The sequence below is a fragment of the Hyphomicrobiales bacterium genome, from assembly GCA_039973685.1.
Taxonomy (GTDB): Bacteria; Pseudomonadota; Alphaproteobacteria; order Rhizobiales; family JACESI01; genus JACESI01.
The window spans coordinates 92,746-117,659 of sequence record JBDWKL010000012.1; the positions used below are offsets into that span (position 1 = coordinate 92,746).

The window sequence follows — 24,914 nt, forward strand, 5'->3', positions numbered from 1 at the left end:
CGCGGTAATTAAAGAGCGACGTGAGCGCCGTAGCAATGAAAGTAATGTTAAATGACAAACTATGTAATCACCCCGCCAGAACAAGCCTCTGTTGCTGTCGCGAATAGCCAAGACCGCTTTCCTGTGCGCCGCATCTTCTGCGTTGGCCGCAACTACGCAGCTCACGCCCGCGAAATGGGAAAAGACCCAGACCGCGAGCCACCGTTCTTTTTCACCAAACCAGCTGATGCCGTGGTGGATAGCGGCTCAACCGTGCCCTACCCGCCTGAAACCTCGAACCTGCACTATGAGATCGAGCTGGTCGTCGCAATCGGCAAAGCAGGCGCAAACATCGCGCAAGACGACGTCTATGATCATATTTGGGGGGCTGGTGTTGGTATTGATCTTACCCGTCGCGACCTTCAAGGCGTTGCCAAAGAAATGGGTCGCCCGTGGGATTTAGGTAAAGGCTTCGATCAATCAGCACCCATGGCAGCGCTCACAAAGCTCTCAGATTTCTCAACCCTAGAGCAAGGCCGCATCTGGTTTTCAGTCAACGGTGAAATGAAGCAGGACGCGGATGTGGCCGATATGATTTGGGACGTAAAAGAGCATGTCTCGATTTTATCAAGGTCAGTCGCGCTCGCCCCAGGTGATCTTATCATGACAGGCACACCAGCTGGTGTCGGCGCTGTTGTAGCGGGCGATCAACTTGAAGGCGGTGTCGATGGGTTTGAGCCGATCAGCATAACGATCGGATAGAAGGGCTAGGTAGTGAAGCCCTCTTTCTTTTTCTTCTTGCGACCGATCAAACAGAAAAACAATCCAAAGCCTGCCAATACGGCGGCTGTTGGCTGAAGCAATAAGTTTTGAACGACATTGTCCCAAAACCAAATCAAGCCAAGGTGCTCTTGCAGCGCGAATTGAAACTGGTTGAGCGATGCAGGAGCAAGGTCTGTCCACGTTTTACCAGCAATAACAGGCTTGAATTCACCCGTTGCAAGAAACGCCACCCCATCCAAAATCAACGCAATGAATGCGACTGCCAAAAGCAAATATCCGATATAGCGAAAAAAAGCACGGATCATGGGTATATTATCCAGAAGTGAAAAGGGTTTATGAGGGTTAGATAAGCTATTCTCGGCTAAATGCAAATGCCCACTTGCGCTCACGTTATTGTTCAGTATATTCCGCCTCTGCTACCAAGGACTTTTTCGCCTTGGTGGTTATTGGACAGGTGGCCGAGTGGTCGAAGGCGCCCATGCTTTGTTTCTCAAAGCAGTCCATTTAAGATAGGCGTGCGCTTATCTTAGACCCCACGGGATTTCCAACCCGTGCGTATAGCAGGACAGGTGGCCGAGTGGTCGAAGGCGCACGCCTGGAAAGTGTGTAGGCGGGTGACCGTCTCCAGGGTTCGAATCCCTGTCTGTCCGCCATTTCAAGCTTTTCTACATTCTCCCCATGCACTGCAGACAGGCGATGTGGGGCTTCGCTGGGAGAGTGATACGCCTAAGCTTCTATCGGCAAGTATTGTTCGTCGTTGGCAATGTCTCATATCGTGAAGATTTCAGCCTGTGTCATCACGCAATAAGACTACCTAAATATGCAAAAACCGCAGGCGCTTAAGAAAGCACCTGCGGTGACAAGCTCACCTGCGCAATGGAGTGGATGATTTACGCACGTAGCTAGTTTTCGAGTAAGTTTGGCAAAGTTAGTGAAATTGCCGGAATGAAGGTGATCAGCATGAGGGCGGCGAAAATCGCGATGTAAAACGGCCAGATCGTTTTCACCGCTTTTTCAATCGGTAACTTCCCAACTGCACAGCCGACAAATAGGCACGTACCCACTGGCGGAGTGCAAAGACCTAAGCCGAGGTTGACCAACATCATGATACCGAACTGCAACGGGTCCATACCGAGACTGTGGGCCACAGGCAGGAAGATCGGCGTGCAAATTAGGATCAGGGCTGCCATATCCATAATCATGCCAAGAATAAGCAGCACAACATTGATCATCAGCAAGATCATAATTGGGTTTTCAGTAATGCCAGTTACCAATTCCACAGTTTTGTCAGGAACACGGTAGAAGGTCAGCATATAGGCAAAAGCACCAGCACAGGCGATGAGGATCATCACCATGGATGTCGTGCGTACGGAGGATACAACAGCCGTTTTAAAACCCTGCCAACTGAGGCTGCGATAGGCAAAGACCGTAACCACCAAAGCGTACATCGCACCAAATGCACCAGATTCAGTAACGGTGAAAATACCTGAAAGAACCCCACCTACAATGATGACCGCGGTCAAAAGGCCTGGTGTAGCAAGCAGGAATGACATCACGAGTGCAGACCAGCCTGGAAACTTTTCAGCCCTGTAGCCCCGTTTCACCGCAACGACGTAAGCAGCCACTGCAAGACAGAGGCACATCAACACACCCGGCACAACACCAGCAAGAAACAGCTGGGAAATTGATACGGAGCCCGCCACACCTGCACCTGCTGCAAGAGCATAAATGATCATGTTGTGACTAGGCGGGATGATGATGCCGGCAATGGAAGATGTCACGGTGACGTTCACTGCGTAGTCCGCGTCGTAACCCTTATCTTTCATCACAGGAACAAGAATGGAGCCAAGCGCTGAAATGTCAGCAACAGCTGATCCAGAAATGCCGCCAAACAACATTGAGGAAAGAACATTCACAATGCCAAGTCCGCCGCGTACAGCGCCAACGGCTGCTTCAGCAAATCGCACTAACCGAATTGCGATACCGCCATGGAACATAAGCTCGCCCGCGAAAATGAAGAACGGGATCGCCATGAAAGCATAAACATTAATACCAGCAACAACGCGTTGAAAAGCGATAAACAGAGGTAGCCCTTCAAACCAAAACGCTGAAAGAGCAGCAATACCCAAAGCGAAGGCAACAGGCGTGCCAATGACAACGCAGGTAATGAAAACGGTTAAAAGAAGCAAAATCCCCATATTCGTCTCTACTCAATAGTGTCTTCACGCTGATCATGCCCAAGAAACAAGCGGATCAGGTGGCCAGCGGAAAATAAGAAAACAAACAACCCACAAAGTGTCAGTGGTAGTGATCGCAGTCCTTCTGGGAGATTGATCAACGGGATAAGTGTGCCCCATTTAAATTGGGTAAGTTGAATACCGTACCAAAACATCATGCCACCAAAGACCATCATGGCTGTATCGGTTGCGATGACAAATATGGTGCGCAACCAAGCGGGTACGATGCTGCGGAAAATGTTGACGGACAAGTGCGTATTATTATTGACGCCTGCTGCTGCGCCTAAAAATGCGATGACCATGATGAGGAGAAGGGAAACCTGCTCTACCCAAGTTGGCGTATCATTCAATACGTAACGGCCAAATACCAACCATGCAAAAATCACAGTCATCACGACGATTGCAGTGCCTGCTAAAAAAACACAGACACGAGAAATGACATCATATACCGCATTCATTTTTTGCAAAAAAACCGGTGGTTCTTCTGATTTGTGCATTTGTTTTCTCCGTCAAAAAAGCCCGGCATCTTGGATGACGCCGGGCACTTTTAATCTAGCCTAGACTACAGGTTATTTTGTCGCCTTTGCGAGATCGACAAGTTTCTGCATATCTGGGTTCGCTTTTAAATATTCTGCATAAACTGAATCCATTGCATTTTGGAATGGAGCCTTGTCAGCAATTTCGTTCACTTTGATGCCTGCAGCTTCAACGTCTTGACGAGCTTGCTTAGACTGAACTGACCACAACTCACGCTGGTAAAGGGCGGCTTTTTGAGCTGCCTCTTTTACAGCCGCTTGAAGGTCCGCTGACAATGCATTGTATTTTGCAGTGTTTACGCAAATACACTCAGGAATGATAAGGTGCTCACTCAGTGAGTAGTTTTTAGTGACTTCGAAGTGACCAACGTTTTTGAAGGATGGGAAGTTGTTTTCCGCACCATCAACAACACCGGTTTTAAGCGCTTGTTGAACTTCAGAAAAAGCCATTGGTGATGGATTACCACCCATTGCTGAGATCATCGCTGTATACAGGTTATTGTTCATCACTCTGATTTTCAGACCTTGGACATCTGCAGGCGTTTCAATTGCTTTTTGCGCGTAGAATGAACGCGCACCAGCATCAAACCAGGCAAGGGGTAGAAGACCAGCGTCAGCCATGCCTTTTGCTACGATTTCACCAGCTTCACCGTCAAGGACGCGGAACATGTGTGGGACGCTTTTGAAGATGAAAGGCAGTGACACAAGGTTTGCTTCTTTAACGATCGGGCCGATTGGGCCAAGGTTAAAGTTACCAGCTTCGATTGCACCAATGCGAACCTGCTCCAAAGCGTCAGGCTGATTGCCGAGAACGCCGCCATGGAATATTTGAAGGCTAACTTCGCCTTTAGTGCCGGCATTGACGAGCTCTGCAAACCGATCCATCGCTGCTGTGTTTGGGTGACCGTCGTTGTGGATATTCCATGCACGCCAGTCAGCAGCAGTGGCCATGCCTGTCAGCAATGACAAGGCCGTCGCTGCGCCTAATAATTTGGCTGAAAGTTTCTTGTACATCTTAATTCCTCCCATGGATGATGTCGTTGGACTTAGTAGAACAGCTATAGCTGATCAGGAAAACAGCATGCCCCCATTGATGTCAATGTTGGCGCCTGTAATGAAAGATGCTTCGTCCGATGCTAGATAAACCGTCAAATTTGCGACGTCTTCTGGCGTACCCTCACGTTTTAGCGGAGTGACATTGGCAACATGCGAACGCACTTCGGGCTTCGTGAAAGTGTTATGAAAATCTGTATCAATCATGCCAGGGCATATAGAATTAACTCGAATATTGGGGCCAAGCTCCTTGGCTAGCCCACGCGTAAAGGTCATCACAGCACCCTTAGATGCTGCATATGCACTCGCACCAGGTCCGCCACCATCACGCCCAGCTTGACTTGCAAAACCAACGATAGAGCCACCGTTTTTCATATGAGGTACGACCGCTTTGGCAGTACGCATAAATGATGTCGCATTAAGAGCCATCACATAGTCCCAGTGATCAACATCCATCTCTGCTAATGTTTTGCGAGCAACCAGCCCGCCAGTAACATGCACCAGCATATCAATTTGATCGCCGAATGTTTCAGCCGTTTTTGCAATCAGTGCATCAACATCAGCTTGGGATGTCATGTCGCCCTGCATCGCGAATGCTTTGCCACCTGCTGCTGTAATTTCGCTGACAGCACTGTCTGCGCCGTCTGATGAACTATGATAATTGATTGCGACTGCAGCGCCGTTGGCTGCCAATTTCATTGCACATGCGCGGCCAATATCTCTGCCTCCGCCTGTAACGATGGCAATTTTTCCAACGAGATTATTAGACGCTGATTCAGAATTAGACGACATACACTCAACCTTATTGCTCAAAAACTTTATGCTGTTGAATGCAAGTGAAGACTAGTATACTAGTATTGTCAATAGCTATTTTTTCAGCTAGGTTGTACAAAACTATCGTTACAAGCACGCTTGAGACGTCAGCAATTATGCTAGCAGATTGAGATTGTTTGTGTTTCTAGAGAATATAGAGTTGATCGCTTGATCACGGTCTAAATGAAAGAAGACTGATGAGGAAATGGACTGAAAAATCGCCGAGACGCACAACAACCGATGTTGTGTTTGAAAAATTGCATGAAGAAATCTCATCACTAGCCATCCTACCCGGATCAAAATTGTCTGAAGCTGATATTGCGCAACGCTTTGGCGTTTCGCGCCAGCCTGTCCGCGATGCATTTAACCGTTTGGAACACCTCGATCTACTCCTTATCCGCCCTCAGCGGGCCACGGAAGTGCGTGGATTTTCCATGCAGAGAATTGCCCACGCACGGTTTGTTCGCCTTGCGGTGGAGCTTGAGGTCGTTCAGCGAGCCTGCGCCATCTGGGACGCGGAACGTGCTCAAGCTCTAGATGAAAATTTACAACAACAACAACAAGCCCTATCAAACGCGCAGGCGGACCAGTTTCACCTACTCGACTACTACTTTCACAAACTGATATGCGACCTTGGTGATTGCGCGACGGCATTTGATACGATTGAAGAATGTAAGAACAAGATGGACCGCTTATGCCTTCTCAGTTTGGATAGAAAAGACGAGTCTGCAACCCTTTTTGACGACCATCAAAAGCTGGCCAAAGCACTCAAGGATGGCTCGGTCAAAGAGGCAACAACCGTTGCTCGACAGCATTTCGCCCGCTTAGATAGCGTAATAACAGACGTACACAACAAACACTCGGAGTATTTTGAATGACAACTGCAAAGCCAAATGTTGGTGCCCAAATCGCACCCACTAGCTTCCCATCAGTGGCAGGCGGGGACAACATTGCAATTGGTGAACCTAAAGACCGTTGGACAATGCTGGTTGTCTATCGCGGCAAACATTGTCCGCGTTGCAAACGTTACTTGAACAAGCTCAATGCCGCTTTGACCTCATGGACCGAGGTTATGGATATTGTGGTAGTGTCTGCTGATACCAAAGAAAAAGCGCTCGCAGACCAAGCAGAATTCGGTTGGAATTTTGATCTTTGCTACGGCATGACAGAAGCTCAAATGCGTTCTTTGGGTGTTTATGTTTCTGAGCCTTTGTCGGACGCAGAAACCGACAGCCTATTTGCTGAACCAGGTACATTTGCAATTCGTCCAGATGGATCGCTCATGCTTGTTGATATCTCAAACGGCCCTGCATCACGCCCTGATTTAGAAGAGCTGCTGGATGGCATGAAATTCAACATCGAAAACAACCGCCCAGTTCGCGGCACCGCATAATAAAATATGCATAACAAGTTTCTAGAACCGCGCTCCCCCGCGCGGTTCTACTAAAAAACCACTCTTTGACCGTGTAGCGGCAAGCGAGCTCATTACGGATGATAAAGGTGAATTGAGCCGCGCAAGCTCCTCCATTTTTGAACGGAATTTGTCCCAAAAAATTGGAGTCGATTAAAGAGCTTCCTTCCTTTCGCCTTTCCATTGGAGGCCATGCCATTCGCAATTTGTGTGTGCGCATTATCTCGAATAGCTCACCGTTCAAGCAGCCTAATTTCAGGGTGTGAGCATTAAAATTAGGGGCAGCACCCCCATCCTCAGCCCTTTTTATATCAGGTGTTTCCAAACCAAGTTGGATTGCATTGGACAAAAATAGTCCCCGCCACACTGTGATTAACTATCTATCTAATTGTTATTAAATTATAAAATATAATTCGATTTACAATATACCCCCAATTATACCCCAAAATGTGATTCTTGCTCTTATTCAGCTTCGAAATAGCCATCATCTAATTTCTTCAAATGAAGAACCTCTTCACTTTGACACCCTATACTATAGCGGATCATTAACTTGCTTAGTTGCTCACCATCAATCAATACAATGCGAGTACCAAGATCATTTGCCGTTTGGATTGCTGAAGTGCTGAATTTGGAAGTTGTGACAAAAATACCCTTTGTCGCCTTCTTTAGGCTTAATGCACCAAAAAAATCACGCATGGCACCAGAACCAACATTATTCCCATGCGCATATCTTTTGGCTTGCAAATAGATTTGGTCAACACCCAGTGGGTCTTGATCGATTACTCCATCTATCCCATCATCACCAGATTTTCCAAGTGCCTGACCAGCATTGTATGATGTTCCGCCGTATCCCATCGAAATCAATAGGTCGATTATTAATTGCTCGAAAAATGCAGGATTAGCTTCTCTTATTTTTGTTAGCAACTCGTTTGCAAGTGCGCGGTTTATTTCAGCGTGGGCATTTCGCAGTATTTCATCGGGTGTAACTTCTTTTATAGTTGTATCCGATGGCAACTGGTCATTATTTCCTCCTGGTCCTTTCCCTCGTTTTTGAAAAGCTTGAAATTCCTCAAACTGGCTAAGAAATGCGTTGTTTATTTCAAGATCCGACTGAGCTAATGCTTCTTTTCCACGGTCTGTTATTTCAAAAAATCCACGCCTAGGATTTTTCACTAAACCAGCCATTTTAAGATAGCTTCGAGCCCATTGGACTCTATTACTAAATGTGGTTTGCTTGCCACTTGGTAAAAGCTGGTTCCGTTCAACTTCACTTAAGTTTAATTTGTCTGCTAGCTTAGTTACTACGTCAGCAACACTTACTTCATTAGGCTCAGCACATTCAAGAACTGGTCGCATTAAGCTTTGATAATCTGGGATCAAAATTTACCCTCTAACTTCCTTGATAATAGAAAGCATCTTATCGCTACTAAGTTGGCGATGGAAATGCACTTTTGTTCCATGTTTGAGATCAGCAAAAAACGAATTGGCATGTTCTATTTTTTTCTTTTCCAACTCCGATAAATCGAGTTCATTCTTACCTTTGGTTTCCACGACCAAGTTGATATCAGATTTGCCATCACGTCCTTTAATTACATAGGCAAAATCAGGTGAATATGTACCACCACCTACTAGCGGTATCCTGATAGAATTTTTAGGTATCTTGGAATAAACGATTATTTCGTCAATTTCTTCCTTGATGTTTTGTAGCTCCAATTCGCCATCATAAAAAATTTCATCAAACAGGTAATCTTTTGGTGCAAGTCCATCTTCAAACATGGTGCCAACGTCATTGCTGGCAATATTTTCATGCGGGGTTCCATCTTTGGTTGTGAACTTTGTTGGATGAATTTTATTGCTGGTTTTTTGGTAACTGATTTGAAATTTGCCATAGGCATTTTGCATCAGATAATCATTGAAGCCGGACTTCAGCTTTCGAATGGTTGACTGGCTTAAGTAATGGTCTATTTCTAATTTCTTATTCTGCTTAAGCAATAAAAAGACTTCATGAAGCGAATGAATGTTTAGTGAAAGTGCAATTGCAAGGCCTTGCAAAAACTCTTTGTAAGTCATGAGTTTGAAGGGTAGAACTTTGCTTTCGGAAATACCTTTTGATTGGCCTACGCGATTGCTTTCAACCGTAATTTTAGTAGTGACCGTCTTTGAACCAGTTGCTTCAAAATCATCAAGCGCATTGGAAATATAGTCTTGGAAAAGTGCTTTGAAGCCGCTTTCATCCTTAACTTGATATTCAAGCACAACCTTCTGGTTGATTTGCTCCCAAAGCTGTTTTAGCTCTTCATATTTACCCTTGCGGATAGTTGCTTTAGGTTTATCGCTTCCCGATTTTTTAATTTTTCCTTTTTTCAAACCTGTATCAAAAGCTGCTGGAAACAATTCGCGCAATTGGTCAAAGCCGCCTGCTTTATATTCGTTCTTTCTATTTATTATCCCCTTATCATCCAAAAATTCCAACAAGGCTTCATCATCTGCGTACTCATTGTAGTGCTGCAAAATAGAGGTAATTAGTTCATCTATAAGTTTGTCTTGGTTAAGCGTAGCGCTTCCCTGTTCATTGATTTCATTGACCAGTTTTGCAACAAAATCTGTCTCCGTGAAGTCTACAAAATAGTGTAGTGAGTGGCTTTTGGATTTATCACGTGTCATGTACTCTGTGACGGGCAAGCGTAGGCCACGACCTACTTCCTGCAGCTTTGATGTTTCGCTGCCTGATGATCTTAATTTGCAGATTGTGAAGACATTTGGATTGTCCCAGCCTTCACGTAATGTCCATTTAGAAAAGATGAAACGTCGTGGATTATTGAAATCCAAAAGGGTTTCCTTGTCATGAAGTATCTCAAGGGTTTCCTTTTCAATTTTCTCATCTTTACCGGAGTTATCTGCTGAAAAATACCCGCCGTGAAGGGCTGAAAGGTCTTTCAAGGCTGATTGCAAATGGGCCTTGTAATCAGCATTTACTTCCTTGTTGATAAGATGCGCAACATGGGCCTTTACCATCGCTTCAAATTGCATACGTAACGCACCATTTTTTTCACGATAGCTTTTTATATTATCTATGAAGAAAAGTGTCAGGGGTTTAATTCGTGGGCTTTGCAAGAACAATTCCCGTTCATTTTCAAAATGCTGGCTGATTGCATTTTGGATCATTTTTTCCTGCAAGGTTTCGGCATAGGAATACGGGTTCAGTCTATCGCCTTTTTTCAATTCCATACCGTTGGAAAGAACGGTTTTTGATTTATTCATTGCCTCAATATGAAGTCCCTGCATTTCAGGGTGAACGCTTTCAAAGCTTGCTTTGCTGGTAAGACGGTGTCGGCTTTTATTTCCTGCATCAATGAGCTCAAAGCTGGCTTCTTTCCCGTCTAGTTCAATCAACCTCAAAACAGTATTTTGTGCCTCCGGAAATTCTTCAACATGCGCTGTTACACCTTTAACCAAGTCCTGATTGAAGGCTTCTATGGCATTCAGTTGATATACAAGATTGACCAAATCATCATCGAAGGTAGCGCCATATCTCAGGGTGAATTGTGGCTTGAAACGCATCAGGTTTTTATAAGTGGAATTACCACGTTTAAACATATGAGGTTCATCAATGATCAAACCAGGTTTGGTATTAGCAATCGCTTCATGAGGTATGCCAAATTCATCAAATAAGGCCACGTCAAAAGACTTCTCCATTGTCTTCGAGTTGATCATACCTGCATTGATGACCAGCACATGTATGGCGTTTTTATTGAGGTTGCTATCTGCACGACAAAAATCGGCGATGGCTTGTGGAAGGCGTTCTTTTTTGGATTTTGATTTTTGCTGACTTTGCACCTCATGCACCTTAATTTCAGAACCATAGTCATGCCTGAAATGGTCTCTTGCTGCATCGGATTTTAGAAAGCTTACTGTGCCAGCCTTAATTGCTACACGGGGTACTGCTATGATGAACTTATGCAAGCCAGTTTGTTTGTGAAGCTCAAACATGGTCTTGGTATAGGCGTATGTTTTGCCCGTGCCAGTTTCCATGGAAATATCAAATATTAGTTCACTGATGTCATCGGTCTTTATGAGCGATTCCCAACCACCGTATTTTTGTAAATCAACGATGCTTCGACGCAAGTTTTTTTGTTCGTCTAAAAACTGCAACAATGGGTTTTGAGTGCTGAATGTATCACGGAAAACGGATATGCCTTCCAACGCGTCCATAACACCGTTTACGGCTGCTAGTTGATGGGGCAAATTCCGTTCAAAGACAAAACCGGACATAACCTAAAACCTGATATCAAGGGTGAGTTCAATGCCCTTACGATTGTTATAGGAATGAATGGCCTCACTGATTTCGCGTTGTGCTTTGCTGGTGAGCAATTGACCTAATATAATCAGCTTGCGCGGTGCAAAATCCTTGTCGTGATCAATACGCTCCAAGAGTTCAACAATGTGCTTTAGCTCAAGCCCCTGATCCATGAAGTAAAGCAGTTCATTGCCCTGATGCGCCACGTAGCCTGCCAGCTGAATAGAGGTTAGCTCCAAATGCAAAGGCAACCCATCATAAACCTGCCATGTGAGCATGAGTTGTCTACGCTCTTCTTCACTCAGTTTTTCAGCCTCAAATGCTTCATATTGTTCTAGTGTTTCCGCCTCATCAAGATAGCCATCAAAAGGGGAAATAGTTTTGAATTCCTTGAAGCCAAAATCACATTTAGCTTCTGGATTTTCTTCTTTTATTTTCGTTGCTGCCCGTTTGATGCGTTCACGGGTAATTTCAAAGATGGTGTTATAGCCCACCTTATAAGCTTCTGATTTTGGATCGGTTGGCTCATCCAGCTGTACTGATATGCATTTGCGATTGCCCCCATCTTCTGAATTAAGTGCCATCACTGCATGTGCGGTGGTGCCAGAGCCTGAAAAGAAATCTAGAGTTAAATCACTAGTCTCTGTGACTTGAAGTGTTAGTGTATGCAGCAAGCTCAATGGTTTCGAATATTCAAAAATATTACCGGTTAACAAACTTTGCATCGCTTTTGTAGCTTCACTATTGAGCCCAACATGGTTCATCATAAGAGTGGAGTACGGGTTAAATTGTGTTTTTAATTCCCCTTTGAAACGTTTTTGCATCGGTCGTTTTGAATTATCTGAGGGGAAAAGTATTCGCCCTTCCAAGATCATCCGATCCATTGTTTCTGGTATAAAGGCCCAAACCCTATTTGGATTATGAGGGTAGGATATGCCTGTTTCTGGGTCGAGCAAATCATAAGCTTGATTTGGCCTCATTGCGGCTGACATGCCTACAGTTAAATTATCCGATATCCAGTCACCACGTGGGTCATTATCGGGATTTTTGTAATTTTTAAAATTTTTTGCAATTCCCCGAAATCCTTCAAATTCAGATTTCTTGTAACAGATCACTCCTTCATGGTCAGTTGATAAATTGCTTTCATCAAGTGCACTACTCACCCTACGCTTCCACATAAGATGTCCGACAAAATTTTCTTCCCCAAAAACTTCATCGCAAAGTAGTTTGAGTTGTGCCTGTTCATTGTCATCAATTGAAATGAAAATCACACCATCTTCACGCAAGAGTTCGCGAGCAATATAGAGCCTTGGAAACATGAAAGTTAGCCATGCGCTATGGCTATTAGATTTGCTTTGGGTGAACTCCAATATGCGTTTGGCTTCATCGTCTTCAATGCCTGCCAGTTGTGACAATTGCTCAACCGTGAATTTGCGATCATCTGCGTAAACAAAGCCATCCGAACCCGTGTTATAAGGCGGGTCGATATAGATCATCTTGACCTTTTCACGATAGGCGTTTTTGAGGTGTTTCAGGACTTCAAGATTATCACCTTGAATGAGCAAGTTTTCTGAATTTGCATTTTCCGGTTTTGAATTGTGCTCTTCATTGGCCGCGAGTAGCGTTCTGACATTTTCGTTGGCCAAAAGCCGTGCATAAGACTTGCCAAGCCAATTGAGCGTATAGCCTTCACGGGTAATATCAGAGCCCGATGCCTTTACCAGTTCTTCCAACTTATGAGGTTGAAAAGCGCCATCCTTATCAAAGCAATTTGGAAAATGCTCTTTCAGCACGTCAATTTGTTTGCTGTTAGCCGTAATGTTGGCGTTCTCTGATATTTCTTTTTTCATGCTTGCGTATCAATCTTTTATTTTCGCAATACTATTAAAGAAAATAACCTTTCGATCAATTGCTAAGTCATCAGTTAAAAGCAATTTCAGTTATGGTGCGCCTCTGATCTAATTCCGACAATTGCCCATAACTACTTAACGTTGTGTCTATCGAACTATGTCCCAGATTTTGCCTCACAGCATTCAAGAACTGCGGACTTTGGGTTTGTGCATAACGAGCGATGGTTTTGCGGAATGAATGCGGATTGAGATATTCGAAACCTGCTTTGACAAAACATGCTTTGAAAATGTTCCGAATTGTAGTGTCAGACTTTATGCCATCTGATTTCAATTTGTCTTCGAACAAGTTTCGTTCGTTAAAGTTACGAGTGGTGGCCGGGAACAGCGGATCATTTGGTTTAAAGCCAATCTCTATCAACCTATCCCGCCATCCAATGACATTGCCGATAATATCCTTAGGCAAGGGAACAAATACAACTTGTCGGGTCTTTGCAAACTTCACATGCATGTTTTTGGGTGAAACGTGAATAAAGTAAGCTCCGTCTTCTTCAATCAAGTTTTGAAGCTTAACGGTCCTGAGTTCTGAAATTCGCAATGCACATAGAGCTTGGAGCGACACCATCGCTTTTTCCCTCATCCCTCTATCCGTATCAGAGGGCATGTTGCGAATGGCCGCTATGATTTGCTCATAGCTATACGATTTTTGATAAAGACCTGACTTCGCCTCTCGGCGTTGGTTTCTAGAAATATTTAGATAATCGATGTGATTGTAATCGATCTTACTACGGTAACCCCGCTGGCGTTCCAGCCAATTCAGAAAGTCTTTGAGAGCGCGAATATTGTCTGTGATGTAGGATAGGGACAATTCAGCATTGAACATGCCTTGAATATATTTATCCGCCACATCCGCATTGAAGCATTCAAAGCCTTTGAATTTAACAAAGAGCTCAAAATCACGAATGTGCTTCAGATTGGCAAGGACAGTCTTTTCATCCTTCTGTCCAATGCATCGCAAGTGCTGACGGTATTTACATTTGATACGCTCGTTCGCGGCACAAAAACGCTCTGGCTTCCTATCAACTTTCATAGAACAAGTCCCCTTGCAATGACTCACTTGTGCCTTGTTTGTCCTGTGCAGCTATGTGAGTCTTACTGGTGGGTTTTGCGTCATCATATAATTGCGAAACATCAACCAGCTTGAATATATTTTTGAGGTCTGCCAAATCAGCCATTTTATAGTTCTTGAACATGCTCGTCTTGCACACTCGGCATATTCCTTGAACCTTCACGAATTGGGCTTTCTGGGTTGCGGAAACCTCGCTTCTATAAACGGGCCTTGCATCCTGGCAACGCATACAAAAAAACTCATCAAATGCTGTTTTGCATTTGTTGGTCTGGTTGTTCTTCTTCAGGAAGGCGATGAAGTTTTGACCGTAGATCAAAGCAGGCTTGCCTGCATCAATTGTACTAAGGCCGTTCTTAATCCACTTACGAATGGTTTGCGGGTGCAAGCCTAAATCAGCGAACAGAGCGCAAATTTCGTCAAGATCATAAGTATACCAATATCGCACCCGATTATGAGGGTACAAGCGCCTAGACATGACTTAACCCTGCGTTGATGCGATGAGGGTGCGAATATCTTCAACACGCCACGCCGTCATTTTGGGGCCAAGTTTTAAAGGCTGCGGGTAATGCCCTTCTTTCACGCCCGCCCACCAAGTTGACTTGGATACAGGAAAGATGACCATTGGTGAAAATTTGAACGCTACGAAAGTCGCAGCGTTCAAATAAGTTAAATTAGTTTTGCTGGTGCGATTTCGGCGTAGATTCTGCCGTATTTCAAATCAGAACAGCGCCCTTGATTGAAACGAAAATCAGAGGCAATTTCGTGATATACGTCACCACGCAAAATCCGGGCTTTGATGATGGCAATTTCTGCTTTTGACAAGTGTTTCAAAATTAATCCTTTCACTAAGATTTTCATAAAAGACCGACCGGTTTTCAACCTCTGCACTGTTCCTATTTGTGCCTCAAGTAGAGAAATTCACAGATAAGGGCGTATACATTCCCGCAAGCACTTGAAGGCTAAGAGAATAATTTTTGCATCCTCTCATACTCCCCCACAAACGGACATTTATGCCTTAATTCGTCGGTCAACTCGTGATGGCCATCACACGTTTGAACATATGTCTAAAACATCCCGCTGCAAGCGATAACAATCGCAGAAGACCGCTGTTCTAAGCAAAACATTGCGATATTTCAGCGGTTTAAAATTCATAAGGCAATGTTTCGTGTCAACCAGGACAGTTTTGCCATATTTGAATAACGTATTTGACAACAATCAACTCTCAGCTAACCGTTAGTCAGAACTCTCTCAAGCGGTTTAATTAGTGGACGGGAATCGAACCTCATTAGAATTAATTGATTTTAATATAGCCGTGGGACACTCAAAGGACATAAATGCCATTTTTGATGCTACACTTCAAACTGAATGAATTGGTTCATTCATCTATCGAGTGCTCGGCTAATATCTAATTCCTACCAAATGGCGCTGGCAATACCGATGCCGCCTCTTCGTTTGTTCCTATGTTCCTCCATCGGTGGAATGGTTTTTGACTGCGATATAGTTTGGTGAATTTTGCAAAGGATATAGGCGGCCAATTAAGCTCCATTAGAATCGATTTCCAATGGCGCGTGATGTTCTGAATTGCATAGTCAGGCCTATGGGCACTAGGAAACCAAAAATCAGAAACAATGCCTTCATCACTTGCAGCTTTTGCCGTCTCTTTTAAATAGCTGAGTAATTGAGGCCCAATGTACTCAAATTTCCGTTGCCATTTTCCATTGTCTTCGGGCGCGTAAGGCACCCAACGGTCTGCGACAATTTCTGACCACCGCCCCTTCAAAATACGATTAACTGGCGTATCTATTTCTAAGCATATCAAAATAAAGAATTTGGTCCTCCATTTAGTAATACTAGTTACACAAGCCAAAAATCGTTCTTTGTCAGCGCCAGATAACTTGGCATAAAATTTATCATCGAGCTTGGAAAGCTCATGCGTCTCCAACCAATGAGGACGTCTAGGGAATGTTATGATTTTGCGTGGTCCACCCAGTTCCTCAACATTAGTGAACGTAATATTCAAAAGAGTGCGCAGGTCTTTAAGTGTTCCGCGAGATAACTGCGCTTCCTTTATCCAACGCCATATAGTCTCACGTTCTAAATCACGAACTCTTACCAGCCGCTTTTCTCCTGCGGGATCAAAACGATCAAACGCGTTTCGAAGCCTATCTGCATATTTGTGATCTCGACCAATTTCAAACTTTAAAGGGTCATAATAATTGCAAACAATTTCAACGAGACGACCAAAAACCATATTTCCAAGAGCTGCCCCGTGTCGCTGTTTCATTTGTTGATATTCAGCTTCTATGAGAGTTTCGTTTTCATCTGCCAGTTCTCGCGTGATATGGCGTTTAAGAATCGCAATTTCTTTTTCAGCCCAATTGCGAGCATGTTGAAGATGTCCAGCTAGGCGAAAGAATTCATCTGAGAATTGCCTTCCGTCATCCCAACTCCAAGAAAAGAATTTATCCAAATTTTCGTGCGTTCTGTATGTAAGGCGTTTAGCACTACCTGCATAATCTTTCGTTCTAATGCAAAATGAAACATGGCCAGTAGATTGAATTCGAAGGCCAAACCCACGAATTTCTGTGTCAGCAATCCAGACTTCACCAACACTAGGTATAGTTATGGTTGCTAAAAATTCCTGAGTAATTTTTCTTCTTTGCGCCAATATGTCATCACTCGGTAGAGTAGAACAAACAAAGAGTATCAGATAATCACATTTACTACACTGCCGCGCAGCTTTGCTGCTTGGCATGATTTTCTAAAATTGATTCACGGGATCAATATTTCAGCTCTTTCACCGAAAAAATGGTGCCCCCCGCCGGAATCGAACCGGCACTCCTTGCGGAACGGGATTTTGAATCCCGCGCGTCTACCAGTTCCGCCAGGGGGGCGTTCTTGGGTGGGGGAAACTTGCCGCCACCGAAGGTCTGGAATTTGCGCGATCATATGGTTGTTTTTGCTCACGTCAAGGTGGCAAATGCTGCTATTTGCAAATTAGTCATAAAAATTCAAAAAGCACCTCTTATCTCAAGGCCGCGATTCTGATATCGCCTCATAAGAACCAACAATTTCTGCAAGGCATATTGTGATGACAGACACTCAACAAACTGAGCCTCAAAGCCCTAACACCCCCTCTGGTGAGAAGGTTACCTGGTTGCGGCGCATGTATGATTGGTTGTTGGCGCTTGCAGGCACGAAGAAGGCAACGCCCGCCCTCGCAAGTGTTTCCTTCATCGAAAGCTCATTCTTTCCCATTCCGCCCGATGTGCTTCTCATCCCGATGGTGCTGGCGAAAAAACATCGCTGGGTGTTCTTTGCTTTTATCTGCACGGTCGCTTCCGTGCTTGGGGCGTTTTTGGGTTATGCGATTGGCGCGTTTTTATATGAGGCGGTGGCAGAGCCGATCTTGAGCTTTTACGGTAAGGCGGAAAAATTTGATCAAGTGGCCGAGTGGTACAACGAATATGGTGGCTGGGGCGTGTTCTTTGCGGCCGTCACGCCGTTTCCTTATAAGGTGTTGACGATCTTCTCAGGCGCAACAGGGCTTGATCTGCTTACCTTTGCGGTGGTCAGTGTTATTGGTCGCGGGTTGCGGTTTTTCTTGGTGGCTGGTCTTGTGCGGGCTTTTGGGCCGCCTATCCAAGCCTTTATCGAAAAACGTCTTGGTCTTGCGCTCACGGTTGGTATGGTGCTTCTTATTGGCGGTTTTGCCTTGATAAAACTAATCTAAGGAGACATTGATGAGCAGTCGATTAAACGCCCTGTTTATTCTTGTATTTGCAAGTTTGGTTCTGGCAGGCGCATGGGCGTTTCAACTGATTGGCGGCTATCAACCTTGTGCGCTTTGTTTGCAGCAACGCCTTCCTTATTATCTCGGTATTCCGGTCGCACTTTTGTTGGTGCTTGGCACGGGTGGCTTCTTATCCCCAAAGGTACAGCGCCTATTGTTTGTTGCGCTCGCGCTCATTTTTGCGGTCAGCTTATTCTTCGCGGTTCGCCATGCAGGCGTGGAATGGAAATGGTGGCTGGGTCCGGCAGGCTGCGGTGCGGGCGACTTAACATCGACCATTGCGCCACTTGGTAGCGTTGAGGCTGACCCAGACCAGATACCCGTCTTTTGCGATGAAGCAGCTCTTCGGGTGCTAGGGCTGTCTTTTGCAGGCTGGAATGCGGTTGCATCCCTCGCCTTGCTTGTCACCGCGATAAAGGGCGCGCTTCAAAGAGCTTAAAGCCACTTTATTTTGCTGGCTGTGTTGGCACCAGCTTCAACGATGTTAAGCGGTTGCGCTCTTTCTTAAGAACTAAGAAGCGAAGCCCATGAAAAGTGAACTGCTGATTTTGCTCAGGTATCGTGCGGGCTTCATGGATCACCAATCCGGCAATCGTGGTCGCCTCATCATCTGGCAAAGACCAGTCCATCGCCCGATTAATATCACGGACCGACACACCACCATCGACAATCAATGAGCCATCTGGCTGCGGCTCAACACCTTTAAGGTCAATATCGTGCTCGTCTGAAATGTCGCCAACAATCTCTTCGATAATATCTTCAAGGGTGACCAAACCTTCCACTTCGCCATATTCATCAAGCACGATGGCCAGATGCGATTGGCGGCGCAGGAATTGGTTCAGCTGCACCTGTAATGAGGTTGTAACCGGCACGAACCATGGTTTTTGAGCAATCTCCATCAAGTCCACTTTGGACGCATCGTTGCCAACTTCTGATAAGGCACGAAAGAGCGATTTGGCATGGATGATGCCGACAATGTTTTCCTGCTCACCATCATAAAGCGGAATGCGGGTATAGGCGCTTTGCAGGATGCGTGAAATCAGCTCTTCATTGTCGAGATTAATGTCCACGCTTTCCATTTCGGTGCGGTGAACCATCACATCTTCAACTTCAAGATCATGCAAATCGAGCACGCCACCCACACGGTCGCGGTCTGATTTGATAACGGCACCTTCTTCGTGCATCAAATCGAGCGTGCCGCGTAGCTCGTCAGCACCTGATAAAACACTTTGGTCTTCCAAAACATTGATGCCGAAACGCGCCAATAGCCACCGAACAAAGGCGGATATTATGCTGGTGATCGGCGCGAATATGCCGACGATTACGCGAACGACAGGTGCGATTGCGAGTGCGAAACGTTCTGGGTTTGATATTGCCCATGTTTTGGGAAGAACTTCAGCAAAAATCACCACGATCAATGTCATAACAATCGTTGCAATGGCTACGCCCGCTTCTCCAAAGAGACTTAAGAACAGGCTGGTTGCCAGCGCTGACGCGAGAATATTGACGAGGTTATTGCCAAGCAAAAGCGCGCCGATCAATCGTTCTTTCGAGCGGATCAAAATGCCGACGATACCTGCGCGGCTTGCAACTTTATCTTTGGATTTTTCCAACTGGTTGATACGTGCTCGCGATGTAGCCGTAAGTGCTGTTTCAGAACCGGAAAAGAAACCGGATATAATAATCAGCACAGCAATCGCAAAAATAAGCAACCATTGATCAGGTGTTAGACCAAACATTAGGCAAGCTCCTTGCTCTCAGCGAGAAAGCTCTTCACTTCGCTAGGCGGCACATCATTGGCGATGAATGCTTTACCAATGCCATTGGTTAAAATGAAGGTTAGTGCGCCACGGCTTACTTTTTTGTCTTGTGCAATATGGTCCATCAGTTCGTCTTCAGAGAAAGGGTCACCTGGTATATGGGAAAGCTCTGTCGGTAATCCAACAGAATTAAAATGGGCTTTCACGCGATTAACGTCATCCATTGAGGCTAAGTTCATACGGCACGAAAAGCGATGGGCAAGCACCATGCCGATGGAAATGGCTTCACCGTGCACCAATCGGTCTGAATAACCTGTGGCGCGTTCAAACGCATGGCCGAACGTATGACCGAGATTAAGAAGAGCGCGTTCGCCGGCTTCTTTTTCGTCAGCGGCGACAACGGCGGCTTTCGCGCGGCACGATGTAGCAACAGCATGGCGACGGGCATCGCCGCCTTTCAGCACATCACTCCAGTTTTCTTCTAGCCAAGAGAAAAAGGCGTCATCATTGATGAGGCCATATTTAGCGACTTCTGCATATCCAGCCCGCATGTGACGGTCACTCAAAGTGTCCAAAGCGCTGGTATCAGCAAGCACGAGACCTGGTTGATGGAAAGCACCGATTAGGTTTTTACCGTGGGGGGCATTTACGCCGGTTTTACCGCCAACGGAGGAATCGACCTGTGCCAAAAGACTTGTCGGAATTTGCACAAACGCCATACCGCGACGCACGATGCTGGCTGCAAAACCTGCAAGATCACCGATCACACCACCACCAAGCGCGAGAACAAGATCACCGCGCTCAAGTTTGGCGGATAAAATACCGTGAACAACCGTTTCAAGCACCTGCCAATTTTTGGAAGCTTCACCGGGTGCAACAACGATTTTAGTTGCTTTAAGCCCAGCCTCTTCAAGTGCTTGGATAAGCGGGGCCATGTGATGGCTTGCCACATTATCATCACTCACCACAGCAACATTAACTTGACCAAATCGCGCCAAGATTTCTTCACCGGCTGATTGAATAAGATTGTCGCCGATCAAAATATCATAAGAGCGATCGCCAAGGGCAACGTTGACGGTTTCGATAGGAGATGGGTCGAGCACTTCAGACACACAGGCCTCATTTATATAACGGTTACCCCTTGGTATTTATTCAAAACCAAGGACGGTTACCAGCTTTAATGTGCGAATTACCGTTTTCGAAATGACGTTTAAAGACGAAATGTATCTGCCGGTGGGGCTGTGAAGCACTAGGCCTTTAAGCTTTACTGGCTAATTGTTCGTTCTAATTTTGCATTTCAGCAAGCAAGCTTTCGGCCACAGCTTCAACAACACTTTCGTGGGATTCATTGCGCGATTCGACGACGACGTTGGCCAAGCTATAAAACGGTTCGCGTTCTTTGAGCAGATTACCCATTATTTCCTCTGGGTCGCCTGATTTAAGGAGCGGTCGGTTATCTTTGCGCTTTACCCGCTGCACAAGCGTTTCCAAATCAGCTTTGAGCCAAATTGAAATGGCGTTAGATGTAATGAGCTCGCGGGTTTCATCATTCATAAACGCACCGCCGCCTGTCGATAAGATCATCGGGCCTTCTGCCATCAGCCGAGCAATCACTTTTCGTTCGCCCTGTCTGAAGTGATCTTCACCAAAGCAATCAAAAATATCTGGGATAGACATACCAGCCGCCGCTTCAATTTCATTATCAGCATCCATGAAAGGCAAATCTAAGTTGGCAGCAAGTCGCTTACCAATTGCAGATTTTCCGGACCCCATCATACCGACAAAGACGATATTGCGTCCTTTGAGATTCGTGCGAATTTGGTAGGCGTCATTGGGTGAAATGCATTTTTTCATGGAGAATTGCGAACTGATTTATTGAAATTAGAGATGGTAGGCACGGTGCTCGATGCAAGCTTTACGGTAAGTATTTGCGGAATAAACCCGTTGCAATACCCCTAACCACATCAAAAACACTGCGTTTTTTCATTTGTTGTTAGCTCGCTATTTCACAAAAAGCCATCTTAAGCAATTGTATTGACGTCCACATCATGCGAAAACCCATGTGAATCAACAAAAAAACGTTTTTCAAAGCTACATTAAACACTCACATGCCAAGCTTATTTAAATTCATATTTATTATTTTGATCCTTGGTGCCATTGGCTACGGCAGCATGATTGCGCTTGCCTTTTTAGTAGAACCCAATGAGCGCAAGATGACAATTTCTGTTCCATCCAAAAAACTAAACAATTAAGAGCGGCGCCGTGAGCGATAGTGGGCGCATCGAATATTTTTTGGAAATGTTGAGCGCAGAACGAGGCGCTGCATTAAACACTCTTGATAGTTATGCCCGTGATCTCAGCTTTTATAGCGCGCACTTAAAAGCGCGACGCTCGACGATCGACAAAGCGACAACTGATGATATTCGTGATTTTCTTGCTTCTTCCTCAAAAGACGGCCTAGCCGCGTCATCTTTAGCAAGACGCCTGTCTGCTGTTCGCCAGCTTCATAAGTTTTTATTTGCTGAAGGTTTGCGCACAGATGATCCGAGCGGGCCGATTGAAGCGCCGAAACAAAAGCGCGCTTTGCCAAAAGTTTTAAGCGAAGAAGAGGTGACAACACTTATTGAGGCCGCCCAGTCGCTTGCTAGCCGATCCATCGGAACGAAAGCCGAAAAACTTCGCAATGCTCGGCTTTATACAATGATTGAACTGATTTACGCGACGGGCCTGCGTGTGACCGAACTTGTAAGCTTGCCCGCCCGCTCCGTTGGTCAAGAACATCGGTTTTTGTCTGTTATCGGCAAAGGCTCAAAAGAGCGCATGGTGCCTTTAAGCGATGCCGCTCGCGACGCCATGGCGCATTATCTATCCCTTGCTGAAGGTTATTACGGCAAAGCATCACGCTGGCTGTTTCCCTCTTCAGGCAAAGAAGGCCACTTCACCCGCCAAGCTTTTGGTCGCGATTTAAAAGACCTCGCCGTGCAAGCAGGCATCGACCCTGCGAAAGTTTCTCCACACGTCATGCGCCACGCCTTTGCCAGCCATCTACTGCACCACGGCGCTGACTTGCGGGCTGTGCAACAATTGCTTGGGCATGCGGATATTTCAACGACACAGATTTACACTCATGTGCTGGATGAAAGATTGCGAGCGCTGGTCGAAGGGCATCATCCGCTCAATGATTGAGGGGTTAAAGCCCTAAATCTGCAACTAACCCTGAATGGTCTGAACCAAGCAGTGGGCGCTTTTGCGTGCTGCCACCATTAGGCGAAAATGCTAAGTCTATCGGCAGCGGAACATGGCGATAAACAAGCGTAAAACGCGACGGGCCTGCTGCTTGCGTTTTGGAGATCGCGGTCATTCTCTTGATACGGCTGGTCCAAGGGAAAATATTAAAATCACCCGCCATGACAATCTTACCTGTTAGGCTTTGAAGCAAGCTTTCAGCCGCGGCTTCATTCTTGCTACTGTCCCATGGCCAAGGCCACGGAATATGAGCAGAAACGAGCCAAAGCCCTTCGCCGCTCACATTAATTTGGACAGCGGCAAGAGCGCGCGACGTTGAGCATCTAGGCTCTGCAACTGGTGGCTTTTTGCTTGCGACCACAATACCGCTCCAATTTGAAAATCGGCACAAATGCTGATGTGGGAACTCTTCACGAAGAAGATCAAGTACATGGCGGTTCTGGTCGGACACTTCTTGCAGCATGACTGCATCCACATTCGCGTGTTTTATATCAGCCACCAATTCAGACAACTGGTCGTTAGCAAACCAAAGGTTCTTTGAATAAACGCGAATATCACCACCTGGTTTTTGTGGGATGAAAAACACGATGACCGAGGCGAACGCTGCAATTGAAATCGAGAAGAAGACAAAACGCGATAGCGGTTTTCTGGCCACAAAAACACCCAACAAACAGCCGATACAAAGCGCGGGCCTAACCATCGCCAATGCATCAAAACTGCGGTGGATATTTCCTGCAAAACTGCCGCCGATGAGAAAGGCCGAGAAAAAGGCAATAAGGAGAAAAAACCATTTCATGAATACTAACCACCCAACACATTTATCTCAAAGACTCCCTAGGCATTTGCACGACCACCCTCGTTTTGGCAAGCAACACCCCCAAGCCCGCATCAACATAAGAAATAAAGCCTCATTTCCCCCCTCATTTTCCCTGTGTTTTTAACTATATCGCCGTTTCACAATGTTTCTTGCCACAATTTCTTGACATGCTTGGCCTGCCCTGAGAATAAACGCGCGACCTTTCTTGACGTGAGAGCGTTGAAACCCTGTGAGAGTTGATCATGATGAAATACCTAGAGTTTGAAAAACCTGTTGCTGACCTTGCTGGCAAAATTCAGGAATTGCGAGCGCTGGGTGATGATGGTTCTGCCGTCGGCATCAATGATGAAATTGCAAAGCTTGAAACAAAAGCCGACCAAGCGCTGGCGGATGTTTATGCAAAACTCAATCCATGGGAAAGAACGCAAGTCGCTCGCCATCCAGACAGACCACACTTCACCCATTATGTTGAACACATGATTGATGACTTTGTGCCACTTGCAGGTGATCGCAAATTCTCAGAAGACGAAGCCATTATTGCAGGCTTTGGCCGCTTCCGTGGACAACCTGTTGCTGTCATGGGCCATGAGCGCGGACACGACACAGAATCCCGCATTCGCCATAATTTCGGTTCTGCCCGCCCAGAAGGCTACCGTAAAGCGGTTCGTATTATGGAAATGGCCGATCGCTTTTCACTGCCGGTGATTTCGCTGGTTGATACAGCAGGCGCTTACCCAGGTGTTGGCGCAGAAGAACGCGGCCAAGCAGAAGCGATTGCTCGTTCAACAGATGCTTGTCTTTCACTCAGCACGCCCAATGTGGCTGTGATTGTAGGTGAAGGCGGTTCTGGTGGCGCAATTGCACTTGCAACTTGTAACCGTGTGATGATGCTAGAAAATGCAATCTACAGCGTGATTTCACCTGAAGGGGCGGCTTCCATCTTGTGGCGCGATTCAGCTCGAGCAAAAGACGCAGCAAGCACCATGAAAATCACAGCGCAGGATTTGCTAAACCTTGGCGTCATTGATGAAATCATCTCAGAACCTATCGGTGGCGCGCACCGTGAGCCAGTTCAGACCATTCACCAAGTGGGCAATGCGATTGAAGCCTCATTGAAAGAGCTGACAGGCCTATCAACGGAAGAAGTGAAACAAAACCGCCGCGATCGCTTCCTTGATATTGGTAAAAACCTCTAAGAAGCCACCACTTAATC

At 45.8% G+C, this 24,914-nt stretch carries 23 protein-coding genes and 2 tRNA genes; 8 read left to right on the forward strand and 17 right to left on the reverse strand.

Annotation, left to right across the window (positions count from 1 at the left end; translation table 11 throughout):
- The first annotated feature begins 51 nt into the window (after positions 1–51).
- A complete protein-coding gene (locus ABJO30_02960) occupies positions 52–741 on the forward strand; it encodes a fumarylacetoacetate hydrolase family protein (protein ID MEP3231772.1) in 690 nt (229 codons plus the stop codon).
- A 5-nt stretch (positions 742–746) separates the two neighbouring features.
- Here the strand turns inward: ABJO30_02960 and ABJO30_02965 are convergent, their stop codons facing one another.
- On the reverse strand, positions 747–1,067 hold the full coding sequence (locus ABJO30_02965; protein ID MEP3231773.1) for a hypothetical protein: 321 nt from the start codon (positions 1,065–1,067) through the stop codon (positions 747–749).
- Positions 1,068–1,325: 258 nt separating this feature from the next.
- On the opposite strand from ABJO30_02965, the gene ABJO30_02970 reads away from it, so the two are divergent.
- Positions 1,326–1,415, forward strand: a tRNA-Ser gene (locus tag ABJO30_02970).
- Between the two features lie 249 nt (positions 1,416–1,664).
- On the opposite strand, the gene ABJO30_02975 is transcribed toward ABJO30_02970, so the two are convergent.
- The 4 genes from ABJO30_02975 to ABJO30_02990 form a co-directional block, all read right to left on the reverse strand.
- Positions 1,665–2,960, reverse strand: coding sequence for a TRAP transporter large permease (locus ABJO30_02975; protein MEP3231774.1), 1,296 nt, complete (start codon positions 2,958–2,960; stop codon positions 1,665–1,667).
- Between the two features lie 8 nt (positions 2,961–2,968).
- Positions 2,969–3,496 (reverse strand): TRAP transporter small permease, encoded by a 528-nt coding sequence (locus tag ABJO30_02980; GenBank protein MEP3231775.1) that lies wholly within the window; start codon positions 3,494–3,496, stop codon positions 2,969–2,971.
- 72 nt (positions 3,497–3,568) lie between these two features.
- Entirely contained in the window at positions 3,569–4,549 is a 981-nt protein-coding gene (locus tag ABJO30_02985; protein MEP3231776.1) for a TRAP transporter substrate-binding protein, read from the reverse strand.
- Between the two features lie 54 nt (positions 4,550–4,603).
- Positions 4,604–5,380, reverse strand: a complete 777-nt coding sequence (locus ABJO30_02990) for a glucose 1-dehydrogenase (GenBank protein ID MEP3231777.1) — start codon at positions 5,378–5,380, stop codon at positions 4,604–4,606.
- Between the two features lie 218 nt (positions 5,381–5,598).
- Between ABJO30_02990 and ABJO30_02995 the strand changes: the two genes are divergently transcribed.
- Together ABJO30_02995 and ABJO30_03000 are read left to right on the forward strand one after the other, a co-directional pair.
- Positions 5,599–6,279, forward strand: coding sequence for a GntR family transcriptional regulator (locus ABJO30_02995; GenBank protein MEP3231778.1), 681 nt, complete (start codon positions 5,599–5,601; stop codon positions 6,277–6,279).
- A complete protein-coding gene (locus ABJO30_03000) occupies positions 6,276–6,794 on the forward strand; it encodes a redoxin domain-containing protein (GenBank protein MEP3231779.1) in 519 nt (172 codons plus the stop codon). The genes ABJO30_02995 and ABJO30_03000 overlap by 4 nt, the downstream gene beginning before the upstream one ends.
- 480 nt (positions 6,795–7,274) lie before the next feature.
- Here ABJO30_03000 and ABJO30_03005 read toward each other — a convergent pair whose 3' ends face one another.
- The 8 genes from ABJO30_03005 to ABJO30_03040 form a co-directional block, all read right to left on the reverse strand.
- Positions 7,275–8,192 (reverse strand): restriction endonuclease, encoded by a 918-nt coding sequence (locus ABJO30_03005; GenBank protein MEP3231780.1) that lies wholly within the window; start codon positions 8,190–8,192, stop codon positions 7,275–7,277.
- Between the two features lie 3 nt (positions 8,193–8,195).
- Positions 8,196–11,084: a type III restriction-modification system endonuclease gene (locus ABJO30_03010; GenBank protein ID MEP3231781.1), complete on the reverse strand. Its 2,889-nt coding sequence runs from the start codon at positions 11,082–11,084 to the stop codon at positions 8,196–8,198.
- Between the two features lie 3 nt (positions 11,085–11,087).
- Positions 11,088–12,959, reverse strand: coding sequence for a DNA methyltransferase (locus ABJO30_03015; GenBank protein MEP3231782.1), 1,872 nt, complete (start codon positions 12,957–12,959; stop codon positions 11,088–11,090).
- 70 nt (positions 12,960–13,029) lie between these two features.
- The gene (locus tag ABJO30_03020) at positions 13,030–14,046 is read right to left on the reverse strand and encodes a site-specific integrase (protein MEP3231783.1); all 1,017 of its coding nucleotides are present in this window, start codon (positions 14,044–14,046) and stop codon (positions 13,030–13,032) included.
- Entirely contained in the window at positions 14,036–14,560 is a 525-nt protein-coding gene (locus ABJO30_03025) for a hypothetical protein (GenBank protein ID MEP3231784.1), read from the reverse strand. Before ABJO30_03025 ends, ABJO30_03020 begins: the two co-directional genes overlap by 11 nt.
- Before the next feature lie 3 nt (positions 14,561–14,563).
- The gene (locus ABJO30_03030; protein ID MEP3231785.1) at positions 14,564–14,707 is read right to left on the reverse strand and encodes an AlpA family phage regulatory protein; all 144 of its coding nucleotides are present in this window, start codon (positions 14,705–14,707) and stop codon (positions 14,564–14,566) included.
- Positions 14,708–15,490: 783 nt separating this feature from the next.
- Entirely contained in the window at positions 15,491–16,753 is a 1,263-nt protein-coding gene (locus ABJO30_03035; protein ID MEP3231786.1) for a hypothetical protein, read from the reverse strand.
- Positions 16,754–16,894: 141 nt separating this feature from the next.
- Positions 16,895–16,979: transfer RNA gene (locus ABJO30_03040), tRNA-Leu, on the reverse strand.
- Positions 16,980–17,251: 272 nt separating this feature from the next.
- Between ABJO30_03040 and ABJO30_03045 the strand changes: the two genes are divergently transcribed.
- A complete protein-coding gene (locus ABJO30_03045; protein ID MEP3231787.1) occupies positions 17,252–17,818 on the forward strand; it encodes a YqaA family protein in 567 nt (188 codons plus the stop codon).
- Positions 17,819–17,828: 10 nt separating this feature from the next.
- Positions 17,829–18,317, forward strand: a complete 489-nt coding sequence (locus tag ABJO30_03050) for a disulfide bond formation protein B (protein ID MEP3231788.1) — start codon at positions 17,829–17,831, stop codon at positions 18,315–18,317.
- A 7-nt stretch (positions 18,318–18,324) separates the two neighbouring features.
- Here ABJO30_03050 and ABJO30_03055 read toward each other — a convergent pair whose 3' ends face one another.
- The 3 genes from ABJO30_03055 to ABJO30_03065 all read right to left on the reverse strand — a co-directional run bounded on the left by ABJO30_03055 (position 18,325) and on the right by ABJO30_03065 (position 21,492).
- Positions 18,325–19,617 (reverse strand): HlyC/CorC family transporter, encoded by a 1,293-nt coding sequence (locus ABJO30_03055; protein ID MEP3231789.1) that lies wholly within the window; start codon positions 19,615–19,617, stop codon positions 18,325–18,327.
- Positions 19,617–20,750 (reverse strand): 3-dehydroquinate synthase, encoded by a 1,134-nt coding sequence (gene aroB / locus ABJO30_03060; protein ID MEP3231790.1) that lies wholly within the window; start codon positions 20,748–20,750, stop codon positions 19,617–19,619. Before aroB ends, ABJO30_03055 begins: the two co-directional genes overlap by 1 nt.
- A 172-nt stretch (positions 20,751–20,922) precedes the next feature.
- The gene (locus ABJO30_03065) at positions 20,923–21,492 is read right to left on the reverse strand and encodes a shikimate kinase (GenBank protein MEP3231791.1); all 570 of its coding nucleotides are present in this window, start codon (positions 21,490–21,492) and stop codon (positions 20,923–20,925) included.
- Positions 21,493–21,900: 408 nt separating this feature from the next.
- Here ABJO30_03065 and ABJO30_03070 point away from each other — a divergent pair, with 408 nt between their 5' ends.
- Complete coding sequence (locus tag ABJO30_03070; GenBank protein ID MEP3231792.1) at positions 21,901–22,824, forward strand: site-specific tyrosine recombinase XerD; 924 nt, start codon at positions 21,901–21,903, stop codon at positions 22,822–22,824.
- Positions 22,825–22,828: 4 nt separating this feature from the next.
- Here the strand turns inward: ABJO30_03070 and ABJO30_03075 are convergent, their stop codons facing one another.
- Positions 22,829–23,680, reverse strand: a complete 852-nt coding sequence (locus tag ABJO30_03075; GenBank protein ID MEP3231793.1) for an endonuclease/exonuclease/phosphatase family protein — start codon at positions 23,678–23,680, stop codon at positions 22,829–22,831.
- Between the two features lie 263 nt (positions 23,681–23,943).
- Here ABJO30_03075 and ABJO30_03080 point away from each other — a divergent pair, with 263 nt between their 5' ends.
- A complete protein-coding gene (locus ABJO30_03080) occupies positions 23,944–24,897 on the forward strand; it encodes an acetyl-CoA carboxylase carboxyltransferase subunit alpha (protein MEP3231794.1) in 954 nt (317 codons plus the stop codon).
- Positions 24,898–24,914 lie beyond the last annotated feature (17 nt).

What these genes read in the sequence shown, in the direction of transcription:
- ABJO30_03015 (MEP3231782.1), bottom strand. Translation starts at nt 12,959, where the DNA reads ATGAAAAAAGAAATATCAGAGAACGCCAACATTACGGCTAACAGCAAA.
- ABJO30_02965 (MEP3231773.1), bottom strand. Translation starts at nt 1,067, where the DNA reads ATGATCCGTGCTTTTTTTCGCTATATCGGATATTTGCTTTTGGCAGTC.
- ABJO30_02960 (MEP3231772.1), top strand. Translation starts at nt 52, where the DNA reads ATGACAAACTATGTAATCACCCCGCCAGAACAAGCCTCTGTTGCTGTC.
- ABJO30_02990 (MEP3231777.1), bottom strand. Translation starts at nt 5,380, where the DNA reads ATGTCGTCTAATTCTGAATCAGCGTCTAATAATCTCGTTGGAAAAATT.
- ABJO30_03000 (MEP3231779.1), top strand. Translation starts at nt 6,276, where the DNA reads ATGACAACTGCAAAGCCAAATGTTGGTGCCCAAATCGCACCCACTAGC.
- ABJO30_03020 (MEP3231783.1), bottom strand. Translation starts at nt 14,046, where the DNA reads ATGAAAGTTGATAGGAAGCCAGAGCGTTTTTGTGCCGCGAACGAGCGT.
- ABJO30_03050 (MEP3231788.1), top strand. Translation starts at nt 17,829, where the DNA reads ATGAGCAGTCGATTAAACGCCCTGTTTATTCTTGTATTTGCAAGTTTG.
- ABJO30_02975 (MEP3231774.1), bottom strand. Translation starts at nt 2,960, where the DNA reads ATGGGGATTTTGCTTCTTTTAACCGTTTTCATTACCTGCGTTGTCATT.
- ABJO30_02985 (MEP3231776.1), bottom strand. Translation starts at nt 4,549, where the DNA reads ATGTACAAGAAACTTTCAGCCAAATTATTAGGCGCAGCGACGGCCTTG.
- ABJO30_03065 (MEP3231791.1), bottom strand. Translation starts at nt 21,492, where the DNA reads ATGAAAAAATGCATTTCACCCAATGACGCCTACCAAATTCGCACGAAT.
- ABJO30_03055 (MEP3231789.1), bottom strand. Translation starts at nt 19,617, where the DNA reads ATGTTTGGTCTAACACCTGATCAATGGTTGCTTATTTTTGCGATTGCT.
- ABJO30_03080 (MEP3231794.1), top strand. Translation starts at nt 23,944, where the DNA reads ATGATGAAATACCTAGAGTTTGAAAAACCTGTTGCTGACCTTGCTGGC.
- ABJO30_02995 (MEP3231778.1), top strand. Translation starts at nt 5,599, where the DNA reads ATGAGGAAATGGACTGAAAAATCGCCGAGACGCACAACAACCGATGTT.
- ABJO30_02980 (MEP3231775.1), bottom strand. Translation starts at nt 3,496, where the DNA reads ATGCACAAATCAGAAGAACCACCGGTTTTTTTGCAAAAAATGAATGCG.
- ABJO30_03045 (MEP3231787.1), top strand. Translation starts at nt 17,252, where the DNA reads ATGTATGATTGGTTGTTGGCGCTTGCAGGCACGAAGAAGGCAACGCCC.
- ABJO30_03010 (MEP3231781.1), bottom strand. Translation starts at nt 11,084, where the DNA reads ATGTCCGGTTTTGTCTTTGAACGGAATTTGCCCCATCAACTAGCAGCC.
- ABJO30_03025 (MEP3231784.1), bottom strand. Translation starts at nt 14,560, where the DNA reads ATGTCTAGGCGCTTGTACCCTCATAATCGGGTGCGATATTGGTATACT.
- ABJO30_03030 (MEP3231785.1), bottom strand. Translation starts at nt 14,707, where the DNA reads ATGGTCATCTTTCCTGTATCCAAGTCAACTTGGTGGGCGGGCGTGAAA.
- ABJO30_03075 (MEP3231793.1), bottom strand. Translation starts at nt 23,680, where the DNA reads ATGAAATGGTTTTTTCTCCTTATTGCCTTTTTCTCGGCCTTTCTCATC.